This is a genomic window from Pseudomonas sp. VE 267-6A (genome assembly GCF_024126555.1).
Taxonomy (GTDB): domain Bacteria; phylum Pseudomonadota; class Gammaproteobacteria; order Pseudomonadales; family Pseudomonadaceae; genus Aquipseudomonas; species Aquipseudomonas palmensis.
On sequence record NZ_JAMYBY010000018.1, the window covers coordinates 21,510 to 40,643 of the forward strand.

18 protein-coding genes and 2 tRNA genes are annotated in these 19,134 nt (G+C 62.0%); 15 read left to right on the forward strand and 5 right to left on the reverse strand.

The window, feature by feature from the left end; translation table 11 throughout:
- The first annotated feature begins 54 nt into the window (after nt 1-54).
- Nucleotides 55-130 (forward strand) — tRNA-Lys (locus NJH59_RS20100).
- A gap of 158 nt (nt 131-288) precedes the next feature.
- Here NJH59_RS20100 and NJH59_RS20105 read toward each other — a convergent pair.
- Both NJH59_RS20105 and mgtA read right to left on the reverse strand, forming a co-directional pair.
- Nucleotides 289-639, reverse strand: a complete 351-nt coding sequence (locus tag NJH59_RS20105) for a DUF2493 domain-containing protein (RefSeq protein WP_043864234.1) — start codon at nt 637-639, stop codon at nt 289-291.
- Nucleotides 640-664: 25 nt separating this feature from the next.
- Nucleotides 665-3,376 (reverse strand): magnesium-translocating P-type ATPase, encoded by a 2,712-nt coding sequence (gene mgtA / locus NJH59_RS20110; RefSeq protein ID WP_253087228.1) that lies wholly within the window; start codon nt 3,374-3,376, stop codon nt 665-667.
- Between the two features lie 1,054 nt (nt 3,377-4,430).
- On the opposite strand from mgtA, the gene NJH59_RS20115 reads away from it, so the two are divergent.
- The 6 genes from NJH59_RS20115 to nadA all read left to right on the forward strand — a co-directional run bounded on the left by NJH59_RS20115 (nt 4,431) and on the right by nadA (nt 10,740).
- Entirely contained in the window at nt 4,431-5,621 is a 1,191-nt protein-coding gene (locus NJH59_RS20115; protein ID WP_058541512.1) for an FAD/NAD(P)-binding oxidoreductase, read from the forward strand.
- A 26-nt stretch (nt 5,622-5,647) separates the two neighbouring features.
- Nucleotides 5,648-6,010 (forward strand): DUF1641 domain-containing protein, encoded by a 363-nt coding sequence (locus NJH59_RS20120; protein WP_078480035.1) that lies wholly within the window; start codon nt 5,648-5,650, stop codon nt 6,008-6,010.
- Between the two features lie 26 nt (nt 6,011-6,036).
- A complete protein-coding gene (locus NJH59_RS20125; protein WP_043864230.1) occupies nt 6,037-6,855 on the forward strand; it encodes a methyltransferase domain-containing protein in 819 nt (272 codons plus the stop codon).
- 216 nt (nt 6,856-7,071) lie between these two features.
- On the forward strand, nt 7,072-7,941 hold the full coding sequence (locus NJH59_RS20130) for an oxaloacetate decarboxylase (protein WP_043864299.1): 870 nt from the start codon (nt 7,072-7,074) through the stop codon (nt 7,939-7,941).
- A 40-nt stretch (nt 7,942-7,981) separates the two neighbouring features.
- Nucleotides 7,982-9,472, forward strand: a complete 1,491-nt coding sequence (locus NJH59_RS20135) for a YdgA family protein (protein WP_058541515.1) — start codon at nt 7,982-7,984, stop codon at nt 9,470-9,472.
- A 209-nt stretch (nt 9,473-9,681) separates the two neighbouring features.
- Complete coding sequence (nadA, locus tag NJH59_RS20140) at nt 9,682-10,740, forward strand: quinolinate synthase NadA (protein WP_253087229.1); 1,059 nt, start codon at nt 9,682-9,684, stop codon at nt 10,738-10,740.
- Between the two features lie 82 nt (nt 10,741-10,822).
- Here nadA and NJH59_RS20145 read toward each other — a convergent pair whose 3' ends face one another.
- A complete protein-coding gene (locus NJH59_RS20145) occupies nt 10,823-12,256 on the reverse strand; it encodes a M48 family metalloprotease (RefSeq protein WP_253087230.1) in 1,434 nt (477 codons plus the stop codon).
- 128 nt (nt 12,257-12,384) lie between these two features.
- On the opposite strand from NJH59_RS20145, the gene NJH59_RS20150 reads away from it, so the two are divergent.
- Nucleotides 12,385-12,624, forward strand: a complete 240-nt coding sequence (locus NJH59_RS20150) for a sulfurtransferase TusA family protein (protein WP_253087231.1) — start codon at nt 12,385-12,387, stop codon at nt 12,622-12,624.
- Nucleotides 12,625-12,647: 23 nt separating this feature from the next.
- Nucleotides 12,648-13,718 carry an AI-2E family transporter gene (locus NJH59_RS20155; protein WP_043864225.1) on the forward strand — a complete coding sequence of 357 codons (1,071 nt, stop codon included), beginning with the start codon at nt 12,648-12,650 and terminating at the stop codon, nt 13,716-13,718.
- Between the two features lie 30 nt (nt 13,719-13,748).
- On the opposite strand, the gene NJH59_RS20160 is transcribed toward NJH59_RS20155, so the two are convergent.
- Nucleotides 13,749-14,222 carry a peroxiredoxin gene (locus tag NJH59_RS20160; RefSeq protein ID WP_043864224.1) on the reverse strand — a complete coding sequence of 158 codons (474 nt, stop codon included), beginning with the start codon at nt 14,220-14,222 and terminating at the stop codon, nt 13,749-13,751.
- An 11-nt stretch (nt 14,223-14,233) separates the two neighbouring features.
- Nucleotides 14,234-14,794 carry a glycine cleavage system protein R gene (locus tag NJH59_RS20165; RefSeq protein WP_043864223.1) on the reverse strand — a complete coding sequence of 187 codons (561 nt, stop codon included), beginning with the start codon at nt 14,792-14,794 and terminating at the stop codon, nt 14,234-14,236.
- Nucleotides 14,795-15,054: 260 nt separating this feature from the next.
- Between NJH59_RS20165 and dapA the strand changes: the two genes are divergently transcribed.
- From dapA to NJH59_RS25535, 6 genes are all read left to right on the forward strand, one after another.
- Nucleotides 15,055-15,933, forward strand: a complete 879-nt coding sequence (dapA, locus tag NJH59_RS20170) for a 4-hydroxy-tetrahydrodipicolinate synthase (RefSeq protein ID WP_043864222.1) — start codon at nt 15,055-15,057, stop codon at nt 15,931-15,933.
- A 17-nt stretch (nt 15,934-15,950) separates the two neighbouring features.
- Nucleotides 15,951-17,066, forward strand: coding sequence for an outer membrane protein assembly factor BamC (gene bamC / locus NJH59_RS20175; protein WP_213607179.1), 1,116 nt, complete (start codon nt 15,951-15,953; stop codon nt 17,064-17,066).
- A complete protein-coding gene (locus NJH59_RS20180; RefSeq protein ID WP_043864220.1) occupies nt 17,067-17,825 on the forward strand; it encodes an MBL fold metallo-hydrolase in 759 nt (252 codons plus the stop codon).
- Between the two features lie 30 nt (nt 17,826-17,855).
- Complete coding sequence (purC, locus tag NJH59_RS20185; RefSeq protein WP_010223163.1) at nt 17,856-18,566, forward strand: phosphoribosylaminoimidazolesuccinocarboxamide synthase; 711 nt, start codon at nt 17,856-17,858, stop codon at nt 18,564-18,566.
- Between the two features lie 92 nt (nt 18,567-18,658).
- Nucleotides 18,659-18,748 (forward strand) — tRNA-Ser (locus tag NJH59_RS20190).
- Nucleotides 18,749-18,997: 249 nt separating this feature from the next.
- The gene (locus NJH59_RS25535) at nt 18,998-19,123 is read left to right on the forward strand and encodes a hypothetical protein (protein ID WP_254996984.1); all 126 of its coding nucleotides are present in this window, start codon (nt 18,998-19,000) and stop codon (nt 19,121-19,123) included.
- Nucleotides 19,124-19,134 lie beyond the last annotated feature (11 nt).

A 19,134-nucleotide genomic window follows, 5' to 3' on the forward strand; every position in this document is an offset into this window, starting at 1 on the left:
TACGGTGGGGTGTTGATTTCCTTAAGGAAATCAGTATTATACGCCCCACGCAACGGGTCGTTAGCTCAGTTGGTAGAGCAGTTGGCTTTTAACCAATTGGTCGTAGGTTCGAATCCTACACGACCCACCATTTCGAAAAACCCGCTTTCCATGAGAAAGCGGGTTTTTTTTCGTCTGTTGAATTTCCCTCCCTGTTCAGCAACTGAACCGTGATCTGCGGGTTGACCTGGAGATTGCGTTCGCGCCAGCTCGGCTGGGTGCGAGCTGGCGCGGGAGGGGGTCACCGGTTTACGGGTTGCCTGCCGAGAGTGTCTGCAGGCCCTGGCTTCGGGCCTGCTCGAGCAGTTCTTCGGTGTCTGCCCCGCCGGGCAGCGCGAGCACGATGTCCGGTCGGCTATCGGCCAGCATGAAGCGGTTGCGCAGGCGTTCGGCCTGTTTGCCGTGGTGCTGCCAGTTGGGTGGGTAGCGCACGATGTGGGCTGCGTTTTCCCGGGCCCAGTCCTCGATATGTGCACCGAGGAACTGACTGCCACCGTGGATGACCACCTGCACCGGGTGCAGGCGCTGGAAAGCTTCCAGAACCTGCCGGCACACCCGGCTGTCGGCGTAATGGCGGCCGGCGCAAATCAGTACGCGCATAGGCGTTCTCCCTGAGCCACGTTCTTCAGAACCACTGCTTGAAGCGGTGGATGTACAAGGTCTTCATGGTCTGGGCGACCACGCAGTAGCTGAGCAGTGTGCCCACCAGCCAAGGGAAGTATTCCCACGGCAGCGGAACCAGGCCGACCATGCTGCCCAGCGGCGAGAAGGGCACGTAGATTCCCAGCGCCATCACCAGCCCCGTCGCCAGCATTACCGGCAAGGCTGCAGTGCTCTGGATGAACGGGATCTTGCGGGTGCGCAGCATGTGCACCACCAGGGTCTGGGACAGCAGCCCTTCGATGAACCAGCCCGACTGGAACAGGCTGGCCATTTCCACGCTGTTGGCGGCGAACACGTACCACATCAGCGCGAAGGTGGTGATGTCGAAAATGGATGAGGTTGGCCCTATCCACAGCATGAACCGCCCGATGTTCCGGGCATCCCATTTGCGTGGCTTGGCCAGGTACTCCTTGTCCATCTTGTCCCATGGCAGCGCCAGCTGGGAGAAGTCGTACATCAGGTTCTGCAGCAACAGGTGAATCGCCAGCATCGGCAGGAAGGGGATGAAGGCACTGGCGACCAGCACCGAGAACACGTTGCCGAAGTTGGAGCTGGCGGTCATGTTCAGGTACTTCATGATGTTGCCGAAGGTCTCGCGACCCTTGATCACCCCTTCCTCCAGTACCATCAGGCTCTTTTCCAGCAGGATGATGTCTGCCGACTCCTTGGCAATGTCGGTGCCGCTGTCCACCGAGATGCCGACGTCGGCGTCGCGCAAGGCAGGGGCGTCGTTGATCCCGTCACCCAGAAACCCGACGGTGTGGCCGTTGGCTTGAAGGGCCTTGAGTACGCGGGACTTCTGCAGTGGCGTGAGCTTGGCGAACACCGTGCGCTCTTCCACCCGGCGCGCGAGCACCTCATCGTCCATGTGCTCGATGTCGCGGCCCAGTAGCGGCTCGCCTGCCTCCAGGCCCACTTCCCGGCAGATCTTGGCGGTAACGGTGGGGTTGTCGCCGGTGAGTACCTTGACCGTCACGCCGTTGTCGCGCAGTGCGGCGATGGCCGGGCCGGCGCTTTCCTTGGGCGGGTCGAGGAAGGTCAGCAAGCCTTCGATGATCAGCTCGCGCTCATCACTGGCGCTGTACTGGGTCTGCGTCTCGCCTGCGGCTATTTGGCGGGTACCCACCAGCAGCACGCGAAAGCCGTCGCGGTTATAGGCCTCGGCGAGTTTGAGCAGGGCCGAACGGCGCTCGGCATCCAGGCTTACGGCAGTGCCCTGCTGGCGGACCCGGCTGGCGGTCTCCAGCATCTCTTCCACGGCGCCCTTGCACACCAGCAGGTGACCACCACTGGCATCGGCCAGGATCACCGACAGGCGCCGACGTACGAAGTCGAAGGGCAGCTCGTCGACCTTGCGCCAGGCTGCCGGAGGGGTGAACTGCGGATTGTCCTCGGCGAAACTGACCACGGCGCGGTCCATGAGGTTTTTCATGCCGCTCTGGTGGTGGCTGTTGAGCCATGCCAGTTGCAGCACCTCGTCGCAGCGGTTGCCGCCGACATCGACATGGTGTTCGAGGATGATGCGGTCCTGGGTCAGGGTGCCGGTCTTGTCGGTGCACAGCACGTCCATGGCGCCGAAGTTCTGGATCGCGTTCAGGCGCTTGACCACTACCTTGCGCCTGGCCATGGCGGCCGCGCCCTTGGCCAGGTTGGCGCTGACGATCATCGGCAGCATTTCCGGGGTCAGGCCAACCGCTACCGCCAGGGCGAACATGAAGGCTTCGGCCCAGTCCCCCTTGGTGAAGCCGTTGATCAGCAGCACGATGGGCACCATCACCAGCATGAAGCGGATCAGCAGCCAGCTCACGCTGTTGACCCCGCGGTCGAAGGCGGTCTGCGCGCGGGAGCCGACGATGGAGCGGGCCAGTGAGCCGAAATAGGTACGAGCCCCGGTGGCGACCACCACGGCCGTGGCGGTCCCGCTGACCACGTTGGTGCCCATGAAGCAGATGTTGGGAAGGTCCAGCAGGTCCTGTTGGTCGGCGGCCTGGGCCTTGGCGGATTTTTCCTGCACCGCACCCAGGGTGTCGTACTTTTCCACTGGCAAGGCTTCGCCGGTCAGTACCGCCTGGCTGATGAACAGGTCGCGGGACTCGATCAGGCGAATGTCTGCGGGGATCATGTCGCCGGCAGACAGCTGGATGATGTCGCCCACCACCAGTTCGCGCATGGGTAGTTCTCGAACCCGCGCCTGGGCCCCTAGCTGCTCGCGCCGCAGCACGGCTGCGGTGGTGCGCACCATCGCCTTCAGGGCTTCGGCGGCCTTGGCCGATCGGTGTTCCTGCCAGAAACGCATCACACCGCTCGCCAACACCATCACCAGCACGATGATCACGCCGGTCAGGTCGGTTTCTTCGCCGGCCTGCAGCGGCAGCCAGAAGTCGGTGAAGAAACTGATACCCGTCAAGGTCATCAGCACATAGATGAAGGGGTTGTTGAAAGCGTGCAGCAACTGCACCAGTGCATGGGGCGGACGGTCATGGGCGACTTCGTTGTGGCCGTCCCGTTGCAGGCGGCCCTGGGCTTCTTCTTCGGTGAGACCGGCGGGGCTGGAGTTGACGTTGGCCAGGGTAACGGCCAGGCCGTTCTGGGCCTCGCGCGCGGCGCGCATCGACAGCTTGTTGCTGTCACGGGTGGGGTGGGTGTGGCGGGGTGTTGGGTTTTTTACAGTCATGGTCTGTGCTCCTGCCGCCTGCTCGCGGCACGACACACCGACAACTCAACTAATCATAGGCGAGTGAAAGTATGTCGAGTCGCGGGCAGGCGATCGATTCGAAGAGTGGAATCTTTAGCGGTGACGTTCGCTGCCTGTTGAATGAACGTGCACAGGCAGCGAACCGACTACTGGCCTCTTCCATAATGTGCTCCACAGATTTTTATTAATGCGAAGGCAATAAAGTGCCGGCGAATTTTCCAACTAGGAAATTCGTTTTTTAATAAGCGCAAAGTTGCCGTTTATTCAAGGGGAAGTACGCACCCCGAATGCATGCAAACCTGGATCAGGCGTGCTGCAGAAACAGGGCGGCGCCCCGACTCGGTGGGTCCTGACTGTCGTCCAGGCTCCAGCGCTGCTGGCGTTGGCCGCTTGTGGAGCAGACGCGCCAACGGGCCCGCAAGGCGCTGCTGGCAGGGGAGTCGCAGGGGAGGCTTGGCGCACGCACGGGCAGCCTGGGCGCGCGCAGAAGCCTGGCCCGCAGGGCTGAAGTGAAGGCGCGTACGCCCGGTATTGCAGAAGAAGTGAAGTACATAACGTGTGCCTCGCGACCGGACGAACCGGGGAGGCAAGCCACGTTGGAGCATCAAGCCCTAGCGCAGCTTACCCGACCGCGGAGTCGAGTCCCGTCATTTTCAGGGTTAAGTGCCTGGCGTTGCGCAGCGGCAATGACCAGACAGCGTCTAGATACTATGTCCATTGGCTTCTTTGGTGAGTTGAAAAAAGGCCGGATTTCCGGCCCGCGCAATTTACTCAGGAGGGGGAGCGAAGTCAACAGCAATCAGGCGTGAAAATTGAAACGTTAATAAAATTTCACACAAAGCAGTCAGCGGCAGAGGAGAGTCTGCCTGTGCCAAGGAATAATGCTAAGTGGGCAGAGTTTCACTGGTGGAAGGGTAATATTTTTTGAAGTAGCAATTAATGTCTGTTTTGCTATAGCGATTCTGTATATGGCATTTTTTTATAATTGCTATGGTACTTGGCATGGATTCAAAACCAGCCAGGGAGTGGGGCTATGTCTAAAACTATTGTCGTCGTGGGGGGAGGTGTAGGCGGCACGATGCTCGCCAATCAATTGGTCAGACAACTATACCCGGAAATACTCAAGCATCAGGTCACGGTCAAACTGCTGTCGAATTCGCCGGATCATTATTACAAACCTGCCTTCATGTACGTTGCCTTCAACAGCTATTTCCAGGAAGACCTGAAACGGCCCGAGCGTTCGCTGTTGCGGCCTGAAATCGACTTCCAGGTGGAGGAGGTGACCCGCTTCGACTTCACCGGGCAAACCCTGCACACCCGCTCTGGAAGGCGCGTGGGCTATGACTTTCTGGTGATCGCGACGGGCTGCGTACCCGCTCCCGAGCGCATCGAGGGGCTGCAGGAGGCGGGGGATCATTTCTATCAATACAAGGCGGCGCGACAATTGGCGCAACGTCTGATGACGATTGAAAAAGGGCGCATCTTCATATCCGTTTCTTTCCCACAGACGCCCAATGTTCCGCATCAGTGCGGTATTGCGCCGGTGGAAACTACCTTGATGCTGGATGACTTGCTGCGCCGTCGCGGTGTTCGCAATAACATTGAAATTGTTTATACCTATCCGACCACTGCGCAATTGCTCAGAAACTGTCTGTTCATGCAGCGGCCAACCGGAGAACTGTTGCCCACCCTTTTTGAACAGAAGAACATCAGGTTTCAGCGTGGCTTCACCCTGGACCGCGTGGACCCGGATCAACGTATTGCCTATTCGGCCGAAGGCCAGGCGCAGCCGTTCGACATCCTGATGGCGACCCCACCCATTCGTGCAGTGGACGCGGTGATACAGAGCGGTGCGTCCCAGGCCCCCAACAACGAGGGCTGGTTGCCGACCAACCACGAGACCCTGCAGGTCTACGGCCTGGAGAACGTCTACGTGATCGGCGACACCATGGACCTGCCCATCAGCAAGGCGGGCGGTGCCTGCCATAACCAGGCACCGGTGGTGGCCAACAACATCGCCGGCGAGATCCGCCTGGGCACCCCCTGCGCCGTCTACGACGGGAAGGTCCAGGCCGTTGCGCAGATGGGCCTCAACGCCGGCATGCCACTGACCTACAACTATCAGCAGGATGTGGTGCCCACCCCGCCGACCAAGCTGGGCGGCCTGTTGCGCAATGGATTCAACCGGGGCCTCTACTGGGCGGTTGCCCGTGGAATGATCTGAGTCGAGCGGTGCAGGAGTACGTCGATATGGAAACCTTCGAACCTACCGTGGAACACCTTGCTCACCCGGGCGTTGACGCCCTGATGAAAAAACTCGAACCGCTGCTGGTCAGTGGTCGCATGGACAACATCATCGACTTGCTGTCGCTGGGGTCCGACCTGGTCGACCTGCTCGACACCGCGATGGTGGACAAGCTGGCCCATGGGTTCGAGGACGTGACAGCCTTGACCTGGACCGTGGGCAACGCGCTGCGCATGGCGCAGGCGCAGAGCAGCGATACCCAGCCACCAAGCCTGCTGGGCCTGGTGCAACTGCTGCGCGAGCCGCAAACGCGACGTGGTATCGCGCTGGTGTTGAGGGTGTTGAACAATCTTGGACGGCAATATTGATCGCATGGAGCGAGAGGAACGTGGCAATGCTTGTAAAACAGCAACAGGGTCTGCGCGGGAGTACGACCTGGGACCCGCAAGGCTATCAGCAGTTTTCGCGTTTGAGGGAGCGTCCGGTGATCGAGCTGCTCGATCACCTGCCGTTGCAGGCACCAGCGTCCATCTATGATTTGGGCTGTGGTACCGGAATCGCCACCCGGCTGCTGGCCGAACGCTGGCCGGAGGCACAGTTGTTCGGCGTCGACAGCTCGGCGGAAATGCTCGCCGAGGCCCGAGCCCTGCCGGTCAATGCCCAATGGCTGAACAGCGACATAGGCCAGTGGGAGCCCAAGCAGCCGGCAAGCCTGCTGTTCGCCGCTGCCGTGCTGCATTTCATGGAGGACCACGAAAACCTGCTGCCGCGGCTGCTCGGCAATCTGCACGCCGGCGGCTACCTGGCGCTGCACATGCCCAACTGGCGGGATGCACCCTGGTACCACCTGATGCTCAGGGCCCTGAGCGAATGCGGGCCTGCGGGCCGGGTGATCGGCACGCTGGAGCTGCGCAAGTTCATGTCGGCGCGCAATGTCCTGTCCCTGGACTGCTACTACCGGTTGCTGGCGCCGCTTACCAGCAAGCTGGATATCTGGGAAACCGAGCATCTGCAGGTGGTCGAAGGCCAGTCGCCGGTGTTCGACTGGGTCAAGGTTTCGGCACTGCGCCCGGTGCTCAGCTCCCTGGATGACGAGGACCGTGAGGCCTTTCTGCGCAAGTACCTCAGGCTTCTGGAAGCGCACTACCCGCGTGAGGACGACGGGCGCACGCTGTTCCCGTTCAAGCGCACCTTCATCGTGGCCTCGGTCTGAGATTGCCCTTGGGCGGTCACTCTCGACAGCCCTGCAAGCCGCGACTGGTCTCTCCCTGAGAATGAGGGGGGCAGCGCGTGCAGGGCTTCTGGAGGGGGGGCGTTTTCGTTTTCTGTTCGCTTATTTTTGTTTGGGTTCGGGTCTGGCGACTGTCGGAGTGTCGGGCAGGAATGGTATGTTCTCCTCCAGAATGAAGATGAAGAAACTGGAATGATCATGCCTAGAGCCTCCCACCAAGATTTGCGCCGTGCCTTTCGTAAACTCCTGGCCTCCCCGGTCTGCTATCACACGGCTTCCGTGTTCGACCCGATGTCTGCGCGAATCGCCGCCGACCTCGGCTTCGAAGTCGGCATCCTGGGCGGCTCGGTGGCTTCGTTACAGGTGCTGGCGGCTCCGGACTTTGCCCTGATCACCTTGAGTGAATTTGCCGAGCAGGCCACGCGCATCGGGCGTGTCGCACAGCTGCCGGTGATCGCCGACGCCGACCACGGCTACGGCAACGCGCTGAACGTGATGCGCACCGTCACCGAGCTCGAGCGCGCCGGCGTGGCTGCGCTGACCATCGAAGACACCCTGCTGCCTGCCCAGTTCGGGCGCAAGTCCACCGACCTGATCAGCATCGACGAAGGCGTGGGCAAGATCCGCGCTGCCCTGGAGGCTCGCGTCGACCAGGAGCTGTCGATCATCGCGCGCACCAATGCCGCGCTGATCCCGGTCGAAGAAGTCATTGCCCGCGTGGTCGCGTACCAGAATGCTGGCGCCGACGGCGTGTGCATGGTCGGCATCCGCGATTTCGATCACCTCGAAGAGATTGCCCGCCACGTCAGCGTGCCGCTGATGCTGGTGACCTACGGCAACCCGCAGCTGCACGACGACACGCGCCTGGCCGAGCTGGGCGTGCGTATCGCCGTGGATGGCCATGGCGCCTACTTCGCCGCGATCAAGGCCACCTACGACTGCCTGCGCGAGCAGCGCCGCATCACCAGCAGCGCCTCGGACCTCAGTGCCACCGAACTCACCCATACCTACACCGTACCCGGCGACTACATCGTCTGGGCGCGGGAGTTCATGGACGTCAACGAGTAACATCGCTTCACCTCAATATGGATAGCAAACGGATCAATTCATGAAGAAAACACTGGGAGTGGTGTGCGGGCTTGCCGTCGCCGTAGCGGCCGTATGCACGGCCGGGGCGTGGTATACGGGCAAGCAGTTGCCTGGCGTGCTGGAGCACGCTACCGCACAGTCCAATCTGCAGATGCAAAAGTCGTTCAAGGGCCTGGGTGCCACGGCGCGGCTTGAGCTGGTATCGCTGGAGCAACACCTGTTCAGCAGTGTCGCGCGTTACAGGTTCACCGTGCAGAACCTGGAGCTGGGCGATGAGCCGAGCAACCTGGAACTGACCCTGGTCGATCGCATCGAGCACGGGCCGTTTCCCTGGCAGCGGGTCAAGGCATTCAAGCTGATGCCGGTGATGGCGGCATCCAGCACCTCGATCGAGAAGGATGCCACCACAGCCGAGTGGTATGCGGCCAGCGGTGATGTCTCGCCGGTGCAGGGCGAGTTCAGCCTGGGCTATGACCAGTCGTATGACGGCACGTTGAGGCTGATGCCGCTGGACATCGCCAAGGACGGTTCGTCGGTGAAGTTCTCCGGCTTCGACCTGGGCATGAGCGGTGACTTCGAAGGCAAGCGCCTCAAGCTCGACGGCAGCATGGGCACCTTGCAGGTGTCGATGGTCGATAGCGAGACGCCGCCGCTCAAGTTCGACCTCAAGGGCCTGAAACTGGTTGCAGACCTCACCCTGACGCCCTACGACTTCTATGAAGGCCAGGCCGACGTGACCCTGGACGACAGCGCCTTCACCTTTGGCGATCGCCAGGTACCGCTGACCGTCAAGGGTGTGGAGCAACGCAACACCTACAAGGTCAACGGCGACAAGGTCGATGCCAGGGCCGCCTACAAGGTCGACGCCATCACCTATGACGGCAAGGCCGTGGGCGGCGGGCAACTGGTGGTGGCGGTCAACCGCTTCGATATCCCTGCGCTGCAGGCGATCATGGCGATCTATGAGAAGCACATGCCCCAGTTGCAGGAGACGGCCGCTGCCGGCCAACCGCCCGAGCTGGAGCTGAATGCCGAAGAGCAGGCGCTGATGCAGGTGCAGATGATGCAGTTGCTGGCGGGCAAGCCTCAGGTGGCCGTGGAGGACCTTTCCTTCAAGACCGCCAACGGTGAAAGTCGCTTCAACCTCACCCTGGACCTGGCCAAGCCGACGTCGGCCGACCTGCCTTCCGATCAACTGGTGCGCCAGATGATCGAGAAACTGCAGAGCAGCTTGTCGCTGTCCAAGCCGATGATCGGTGACCTGGCAGCCTTGCAGGCCAGCCTGGAAGGGCAGGACGAGGCGCAGGTCAAGCAGGCCGCAATGGCCGGCGAGATGGTCGGGCAGATGGCCTTGTATTCCAAGCTGGCCACGCTCAAGGGCAATGACATCATTGCCAACCTGCACTATGCCGATGGCCAGGTGGCCTTCAACGGGCAGAAGATGACCGTTGAAGAGTTCGCCGCGCTGGTGATGTCCAGCCTCGGCGGCCTGCAACCGGCAGGCAACTGACCGCTGGGCTGGCGGGCTTGCCCCGCCAGCCTGGTTTGGCAAAAAACCCTTTAGAATTCATTCGATTATCTGTAGCCTTCGGCAACCCATAAAACCCGAGGCCGCAGAGGGTCTTTGGTTCTGTCGTACAGGCTGAACCGTTATCCGATTTGCCAGGGCTCGGTGATACACTCGACTTACGCGCACTAGCGCCTGCAGGTCTTGCGAACATGACCCAGATTTCCGAACGCCTTCTGGTCCAGGCCCACCTCGACGCCAAGCAGCCCAAGCCGCTGACGCCCGAGCAAGAGGCTGACTACCGTGCCGCCATCGCCGCCGAGCTCAAGGCTCAGGACGCCGTGCTGGTGGCCCACTTCTACTGTGATCCGGTGATCCAGGCCCTGGCCGAGGAGACCGGCGGTTGCGTGTCCGACTCGCTGGAGATGGCCCGTTTCGGCAACCAGCATCCGGCCAAGACCGTGGTGGTGGCCGGTGTACGCTTCATGGGTGAGACGGCGAAGATCCTCAACCCCGAAAAGCGCGTGCTGATGCCGACCCTGGAGGCTACCTGCTCGCTCGACCTGGGTTGCCCGGTGGAGGACTTTTCGGCGTTCTGCGACAAGTACCCCGAGCGCACCGTTGTGGTGTATGCCAACACGTCGGCGGCGGTCAAGGCGCGGGCCGACTGGGTGGTGACCTCCAGCTGTGCGCTGGAGATCGTCGAAAGCCTGATGGACAACGGCGAGACCATCATCTGGGGGCCTGACCAGCACCTGGGCCGTTACATCCAGAAGAACACCGGCGCCGACATGTTGCTGTGGGACGGTGCCTGCATCGTTCACGAGGAGTTCAAGTCGCGTCAGTTGCTGGACATGAAGGCGCTGTACCCGGACGCGGCGATCCTGGTGCACCCCGAGTCGCCAGAGGCGGTGATCGACCTGGCCGATGCGGTGGGTTCCACCAGCCAGCTGATTGCGGCTGCGCAGCGCATGCCGAACAAGACCTTCATCGTGGCCACCGACCGCGGCATTTTCTACAAGATGCAGCAGCTGTGCCCGGACAAGGTCTTTGTCGAGGCGCCCACTGCCGGCAACGGCGCGGCGTGCCGCAGTTGCGCGCACTGCCCGTGGATGGCGATGAACACGCTTGAGCGCACCTTGCAGTGCCTGCGCGAGGGCAGCAACGAGATCTTCGTCGAGCCGGCGCTTATCCCGCAGGCACTCAAGCCACTCAAGCGCATGCTGGACTTCACCCAGGCGGCGCGACTCAAGCTCTCCGGCAACGCCTGAAAGCAGCGTCGCGGGTCGAGCCCGCTCCCACAAGGGGGCGGGGCTGACCTGCGATATGGTGTGCGCGCTACCTTGATGCGTGTCAGCGCATCATGTCCTTGACCATCCGCTGCTGTTCCATCAGCTCGCGCTGACGGGCATCGATCTTCGACGACAGCACAAAGTTGTTGCCCGCCCGCTGCTTGGCGTAGTCGAGCTGCTGCAAGGCCTGGTCGAAGTCGCCCACCAGGGCAAAGTACTCGGCGCGAGCCTGGTGCAGGCCGATTGTGTTGCCCGACAGGCCGCGAACCTCCGCCACCTCATACCAGACATCCGGGTCTTGCGGCCGATTCTTGAGCAGCGCATCCAGCGCCTTCTCTGCCTCGGCCGGGCGGTTCTGCTTGAGCAGCAGGTCGATGCGTGACTGCTGCAGCGGGTAGTTGCCCGGGTACAGGGATCGCATCTTCTCCATCCGTTGCTGGGCATCGGCCAGGCGGTTGTTGGTGACGTCCAGGTCGATCTGCGCAAGGTTGTAGGTGATGTCGTTGGGTGCCTTGGCGAGCAAGGGCTTGAGGCTCTCGCGGGCCTCGTTGAGCTGGCCGCCCTTGATCTGCGCCAGTGCCAGGCCGTAACGCGCCGCATCCAGGTTGGGGTTTTCGTCCAGCAGGGCGCGGAAGCGCTTGGCACCCAGGCCCGGCGTGCCTTCGTAGGTCAGTTGCAGGCGTGCACGAATCAACTGGTAGCGCAGGCTGTCGTCCACACCGCCCTTGGGGGCCTGTTCGGCACGGTTGCGGGTGTCGGCGACCCGCGACTCGGTAACCGGGTGAGTCAGCAGAAATTCCGGTGGCTTGGCGCTGTACTGGTACTGGCGCATCAGCCGTTCGAACATGGTCGGCATGTTGCGTGGATCGTAGCCGGCCTTTTCCAGGTTGAGGATGCCGATGCGGTCGGCTTCCTGTTCGTTCTGGCGCGAGAAGCGCCGTTGTTCCTGGATGGCGGCGGCCTGGGTGCCGGCAATCGCCGCGATGCCGGCATCGCCGGCCCCGGCAGCGGCGGCAATGATGCCCACCAGCAGGGCGCCCATCATCGGCAGTTGCATGCGTTGCTGGGCTTCCACGCCGCGGGCGAAGTGGCGTTGCGACAAGTGCGCCAGTTCGTGGGCCAGCACCGAGGCGTACTCGCCCTCGGTCTGGGCGTTCAGGAACAGGCCGCCGTTGACCCCCACGATCCCGCCAGGGGCGGCGAAGGCGTTGAGCTCCTTGCTGTCGATCAGGATGAACTCCAGGCGCCGGTCCTGCAGCTGGCTGGTTTCGGCAAGGCGGTAGACGCTGGTTTCGACGTAGTCCTTGAGCTGGGGGTCCGACAACTGGCGCACGTTGCCGCGCAGCAGGCTCAACCAGGCGCGGCCCAGTTGGTGTTCCTGTTGCGGGGAAACGATGGCCGAGCTGGCGTCGCCGAGTGACGGCAGGTCGTCGGCATGGCTCGGTAGAGCCAGCAGGCAAGCCAGCGTCAGCAGGGTAGGGCGCAGAAAATTCATGCACGAAGCTCGGGTCGACAAAGAACCTTACTGTAGCCGGCTCACACGTTGACGACCAGTGGCGGTATCCTACGAGGTCTGTGCATGCCGCTACCTGCCGTGGGCATGTACCTGCCTGGAGAAGCCCGATGACCGATGCCGTACCCTGCGACGCCGAACTGGATACCAGCGGCCTGAATTGCCCCTTGCCGTTGCTCAAGGCCAAGATGGAGCTCAACCGCCTGGGCAGTGGTGCAGTACTCAAGGTGGTGGCCACCGATGCCGGCTCGCAGCGCGACTTCCGCACTTTTGCCCGCCTGGCCGGTCATACGCTGCTGCATGAGCAGGCCGACGCCGGGGTCTACACCTACTGGCTCAAGAAAGCCTGAACCTTTCTCTTTAAGGATCACCGATGTTCAAAGTGCTTCGTGGCTGGCTGCACCGCTATTTCTCGGATGAAGAAGCGGTGGTGCTGGCGGTCCTGCTGTTTCTGGGGTTCACCGCGATACTGACCCTGGGCGGCATGCTGGCGCCGGTGCTGGCGGGCATGGTGCTGGCGTTCCTGATGCAGGGCCTGGTCAATGCGCTGGAGCGCCTGCGGGTGCCCAGCAAGGTGGCGGTGGGGCTGGTGTTCCTGCTGTTCTTGAGCGCGCTGGCGGTGTTCCTGCTGGTGCTGGTGCCGTTGCTCTGGCACCAGTTGATCACCCTGTTCAACGAACTGCCGGGCATGCTTGGCAAGTGGCAGTCGCTGCTGTTGCTGCTGCCGGAGCGCTACCCGCATCTGGTCTCGGATGAGCAGGTGCTGCAGGCCATCGAGGCGATGCGCGGCGAGATCGGCAAGTTCGGTCAATGGGCGCTGACCTTCTCGCTGTCGAGCCTGCCGTTGCTGGTCAACATCATGATCTACCTGGTGCTGGTGCCGATCCTGGTGTTCTTCTTTCTCAAGGACCGCGAGCAGATCGCGCGCTGGGTCAGCGGCTACCTGCCGCGCGAGCGGGCCCTGATGACCCGCGTGGCCGAGGAGATGAACCGCCAGATCGCCAACTACATTCGCGGCAAGGGCATCGAGATCCTGATCTGCGGCGTGGCCACCTACATCGCGTTCATCGCACTGGGCCTGAATTATGCGGCGCTGCTTGCGCTGCTGGTGGGGTTGTCGGTGGTGGTGCCGTATGTGGGGGCGGTGGTGGTAACCGTACCGGTGACCCTGATTGCCCTGTTCCAGTGGGGCTGGGGCGACCAGTTCATCTACCTGATGGCGGTGTACGCGATCATCCAGGCGCTGGACGGCAACGTGCTGGTGCCGCTGCTGTTCTCCGAAGCGGTCAGCCTGCACCCGGTGGCGATCATCTGCGCAGTACTGCTGTTTGGCGGATTGTGGGGCTTCTGGGGGATCTTCTTCGCGATCCCGCTGGCTACGCTGTTCAAGGCGGTGCTCGACGCCTGGCCGCGGCGTGAGCCGGTGGTGGCGCCGCTGCTCTAGCCGCGGCGCACGCTTCGCCGGCGAAGCGCTTCAGCCCTTGTTCAATGCTTGCGCCTGCGCCAGCACCGCTTCCACATGCCCGGGCACCTTCACGCCGCGCCATTCCTTGCGCAGCACACCCTCGCTGTCGATCAGGAAGGTGCTGCGGTCCACACCCATGTATTCCTTGCCGTACAGCTTCTTGAGCTTGATCACGTCGAACAGCTGGCACAGGGCTTCGTCCTTGTCGCTGATCAGCTCGAACGGGAAGCCCTGCTTGGCCTTGAAGTTCTCGTGGGACTTGAGCCCGTCACGCGATACGCCGAACACCTCGGTGTTGGCCGCCTGGAACGCCGCGTACTGGTCGCGAAAGCCCTGGCCTTCGGTGGTGCAGCCCGGGGTGCTGTCCTTGGGGTAGAAGTAGATCACCACTTGGCGACCCTTCAGGCCGCTCAGGCTGACGGTCTTGGCGCCGGTGGCTTGCGCCTCGAAATCGGCGACGGGTTGGTCGAGTGCTACGGCCATTGCGGGTTTCCTTACATGGGGTTCTGTGGGCGCCACGGTTCGATCAGCGCATCCAGGTTCAGGGCGTCGGAGAAGTCCAGGAACTGGTCACGCAGCCAGCTGATCTGGGTTCCGGCCGGCAGGGTCACGGTGAACGTGGCGTTGAGCATGGTGCCGCCGGTCTGTGGTGCCTGATAGGTGTCGCAGGTCAGGTTCTCCAGCTCGACGTTGTGGTCGATGAAGAACTGGCACAGCTCGTTGATGATGTCGGGGCGGTACGCGGCACTGACATAGGCGACGTAGGGCAGCGACAGCGGGCGCACTTCGAGTTCGGCGCTACGCACCACATTCACGGTGAAGGTGTGCTTCTTGGCCAGGGTCGGCAGCGCCGCTTCGAAACGCGCCAGGGCGTCCCAGCTACCGGTGACCTGCAGCACCAGTGCGCTGCACTCGCCGTGGCGGGTCAGGCGCGAGGTGACGACCGAGCAGCGATTGTCGTTGCTGGCCCGGCACAGAATGTTGGTCAGTTCCATGGGGTTTGCGCCCAGGGCACTGATGACAAGGAATTGTTCGCGAACGGTGGGGGTGGACATGCAGCATTCCTAAAGCGATGAGCGGTCGGTACGTGACGGGGCAAATAGGCTTGTCGGCGTGGTTCCGTGGCTCAGGATCGAGGGCTCGGGCACTGTCGGGGCGCGTTGTCGGCAGCCCGGCGGGCCGCTGTGTACCGATCAAAGAGAGAAGGGTAGCGAAAATGGTCGCCGAGGGGAATGCTCCTGCCGCCTGCTTCGCTTGTGCAAGCCCTGTGGCGCCAGTACCATTACCGCTCTCTTTTTCCGGCAGGAGCAGCTTCATGATTGCGGGCAGTATGGTGGCATTGGTCACACCCATGGATGCACAAGGGCGTCTTGACTGGGACAGCCTCAGCAAACTCGTGGACTTCCACCTGGAAAACGGCACCCACGCCATCGTTGCGGTCGGTACCACCGGCGAATCGGCGACCCTGGATGTCAATGAGCACATCGAAGTCATCAAGGCCGTGGTCAAGCAGGTCAACGGCCGTATTCCGGTGATCGCCGGTACGGGTGCCAACTCCACCAGCGAAGCGGTGCACCTGACCCGCAATGCCAAGGACGCCGGTGCCGACGCCTGCCTGCTGGTGGTGCCTTACTACAACAAGCCGACCCAGGAAGGCCTGTACCAGCACTTCAAGCACATTGCCGAAGCCGTCGACATCCCGCAGATCCTCTACAACGTGCCCGGCCGTACCGCCTGTGACATGCAGGCCGAGACCGTGATTCGTCTCTCGAGCGTGCCGAACATCATCGGCATCAAGGAAGCCACCGGCGACCTCAAGCGTGCCAAGGCGATCCTGGATGGCGTGAGCAAGGATTTCATCGTGCTGTCCGGCGATGATCCGACCGCCGTCGAACTGATCCTGCTGGGCGGTAAAGGCAACATCTCGGTGACCGCCAACGTCGCCCCGCGCGAAATGGCCGACCTGTGCAACGCCGCACTCGAAGGCAAGGCCGACGAGGCCCGCGCCATCAACGAAAAACTGATGCCCCTGCACAAGGACCTGTTCGTCGAAGCCAACCCGATTCCGGTGAAGTGGGCTTTGGTCGAAATGGGCCTGATGCACAAAGGCATCCGCCTGCCGCTGACCTGGCTGAGCGAATCCTGTCACGATACGGTACGCCAGGCCATGCGCCAGTGCGGCCTGAAGTTTTAATTGAGGACGTACACCGCATGAAGCGATTGGCTGGTCTTTCCGCCCTTGCCTTGATCATCTCCAGCACCAGTGGTTGTGGCTGGCTCTGGGGCGAAGAGGGTTACTTCCGTGACCGGGGCAGCGATTATCTGGAGGCCACTCAAAAGCCGCCGATGCAGCTGCCGCCGGATGTCAGCAACGTCAAGCGTCTTGACCCGCTGCTGCCGATTCCGCGCAACGTCGCCGACGACAACGTCAAGGGCGAGTTCGAAGTGCCGCGTCCACAGCCGTTGGCGGCAGGTGCCGACATCAGCGATTTCAGCCTGCAGAAGAGCGGCGCTTCGCGTTGGGTCCTGGCCCAGCGCGCCCCGGCCGAGGTGTGGCCGGTGGCCCACCAGTTCTTCGAGGACAACGGCTTCCGCATCGCCGAAGAGCGCCCGCAGACCGGCGAGTTCAGCACCACCTGGCAGCGTTTCGACGAGTTGTCGGCGTCCATGGCCCAGCGCCTGGGCGGTGTTGCAGGCAGCAGCAACAATGAAATCCGTGCCCGGGTTCGCATCGAGCCGGGCGTACAGCGCAATACCAGTGAAGTCTATGTGGTGACCGTCGAGCGTGCTGCCGGCAGCGCCACCGAACAGGACTTTCCGGCACGCGCCGAGAACACCGGTGTGGACGCTGCACTGGTCGACGAAATGCTTGCCAGCATGACCCGCAGCGCCGAGAAGGGCGGTTCGGTATCGCTGCTGGCGGCCCGTGACTTCGATACCCCGAGCCGTGTCAGCCTGAGCGAAGACGGCAGCGGCAACCCGGTACTGAACCTGGGCGCCGACCTCGATCGCGCGTGGTCCAGCGTCGGCCGTGCCCTGGAACAGGGCGAATGGCGGGTTGAGGATATCAACCGCAGCCTGGGCCTGTACTACATCAACCTTGCCGAAAAAGCCGAGGCCAAGGACCAGGAGCCTGGTTTCTTCAGCCGCCTGTTCGGCAGCGCGCCGAGCAAGGAAGAGCGTGAAGCCCGCGCCGAGCGCTATCAGGTACGCCTGAGCAAGGTGGGTGACAGCGTGCAGGTGACGGTCGAGAAGAACATCAACACCGTGGCCCCGGCCGATGTGGCCCGTCGCGTGCTGAGCGTCATCCAGGACAACCTGGGTTAAGTGCGCTTCGCCGTACTCGGAAGTGGCAGCCAGGGAAATGGCACGCTGATTGTCAGTGGCAGTACCTGCGTACTGGTCGATTGCGGGTTCTCCCTGCGCGAAACCGAGCGGCGTCTGGCGCTGCTCGGCGTGTCGGCGGCGCAGTTGAGCGCGGTGCTGGTGACCCACGAGCATGCCGACCACGTGCATGGGGTGGGTTTGCTGGCGCGGCGCTACAATGTGCCGGTGTACCTCAGTCGTGGCACCTTGCGCGGGATGCGCAAGCCCGTGGAGCCCAGCGGCTTCCTGGCAGCTGGCGATACCCTGCAGCTGGGTGCATTGAGCATTGCCGCCGTTGGCGTCAGCCACGATGCGCTGGAGCCCTTGCAGTATGTGTTCAGCGATGGCCGCCGCCGGTTTGGCGTGCTGACCGACCTGGGCTCGTACGACGCGGCCCTGCTCGACAGCTATCAGGGCCTGGACGCCTTGCTGATCGAAGCCAACCATTGTCGCGACATGCTGGGCCGCGGGCATTACCCGATGTTCCTCAAGCAGCGCGTGGGTGGCGACTACGGACATTTGAACAACCACCAGGCCGCGCGCCTGGTGTCGGAGTTGGGCTGGCAGAACCTGCAGCACCTGGTGCTGGCCCACCTCAGCAGCAAGAACAACCTGCCACAGCTGGCCCGGCAATGTTTCGTCGACGCCCTCGGGTGTGACCCGGACTGGCTGCAAGTGGCGAATCAGGATTACGGGCTCGACTGGCGCGAAATCGCCTAGCCCATTTCAATTTAGCAAGCGGAGCCCATCATGGAAAAACGTGAAGAACTCTACCGCGGCAAAGCCAAGTCGGTGTACAAGACCGACGACGCCGACCGCTTGATCCTGCTGTTTCGCAACGACACCTCGGCGTTCGACGGCAAGCGTATCGAACAGCTCGACCGCAAGGGCATGGTGAACAACAAGTTCAACGCCTTCATCATGCAGAAGCTTGAAGAAGCCGGCATTCCAACCCAGTTCGACAAGCTGCTGGGCGACAACGAATGCCTGGTCAAGAAGCTCGACATGATTCCGGTCGAGTGCGTGGTGCGCAACTACGCAGCCGGCAGCCTGGTCAAGCGCCTGGGCGTGGAGGAGGGCATCAAGCTGGAGCCGTCGACGTTCGAGCTGTTCCTCAAGAACGACGAGAAGGGCGACCCGTTCATCAATGAATCCCACGTGGTTGCGTTCGGCTGGGGCACCGCCGAGCAGCTGGTGAAAATGAAGGCGCTGTCGTTGAAGGTCAACGAAGTGCTGAGCAAGCTGTTCGACGACGCTGGTCTGCTGCTGGTGGACTTCAAGCTCGAGTTCGGCGTGTTCCATGGCGAGATCGTGCTGGGTGACGAGTTCAGCCCGGATGGTTGCCGCCTGTGGGACAAGGAAACCCGCAAGAAGATGGACAAGGACCGCTTCCGTCAGGGGCTGGGCGACGTGATCGAAGCCTACGAAGAAGTTGCCAAGCGTCTGGGCGTGCCGCTGTAAGCGCGTGACTGACGCAAGCGCCTGATACCACGCGAATTTTTTTCACAAGAAGCTTTGCGTTTGGGAAAACTGCTGGTATCATGCGCGCCACTGGAGAGATGCCGGAGTGGCCGAACGGGACGGATTCGAAATCCGTTGTACTGGCAACAGTACCTAGGGTTCAAATCCCTATCTCTCCGCCATACATGCAAGAGCCCCTGAAACCTACGGTTTCAGGGGCTTTTTGCTTTTCGCGTGCGCACAGCAATTGTGCGTAGGAAACACTGTTCCCTGTTTCGGCGCATTCTGGCACTCAAGTAACACCCCATAAACCACGTATTCACGCCTGGAGTCAGGACTTTTCCTATGGGCAGTGAAAGTGGCCGGTATTACTCTCGACCTGCACCTGAAAACAAGTGCGCACATGAATCCATCATGAAAAGGATATTTCCATGGGTAAGTACTGCTGCATGTATATCAACGAGTTCAAGGTCGACCAACCTGCTGAAGACGAAGTGGATAGCGTCAAGCTGGAAGAAGAGTTCACGCCAGAAGAAGCTGCTGTACTGGCTGAGTGATGAAAATGAAT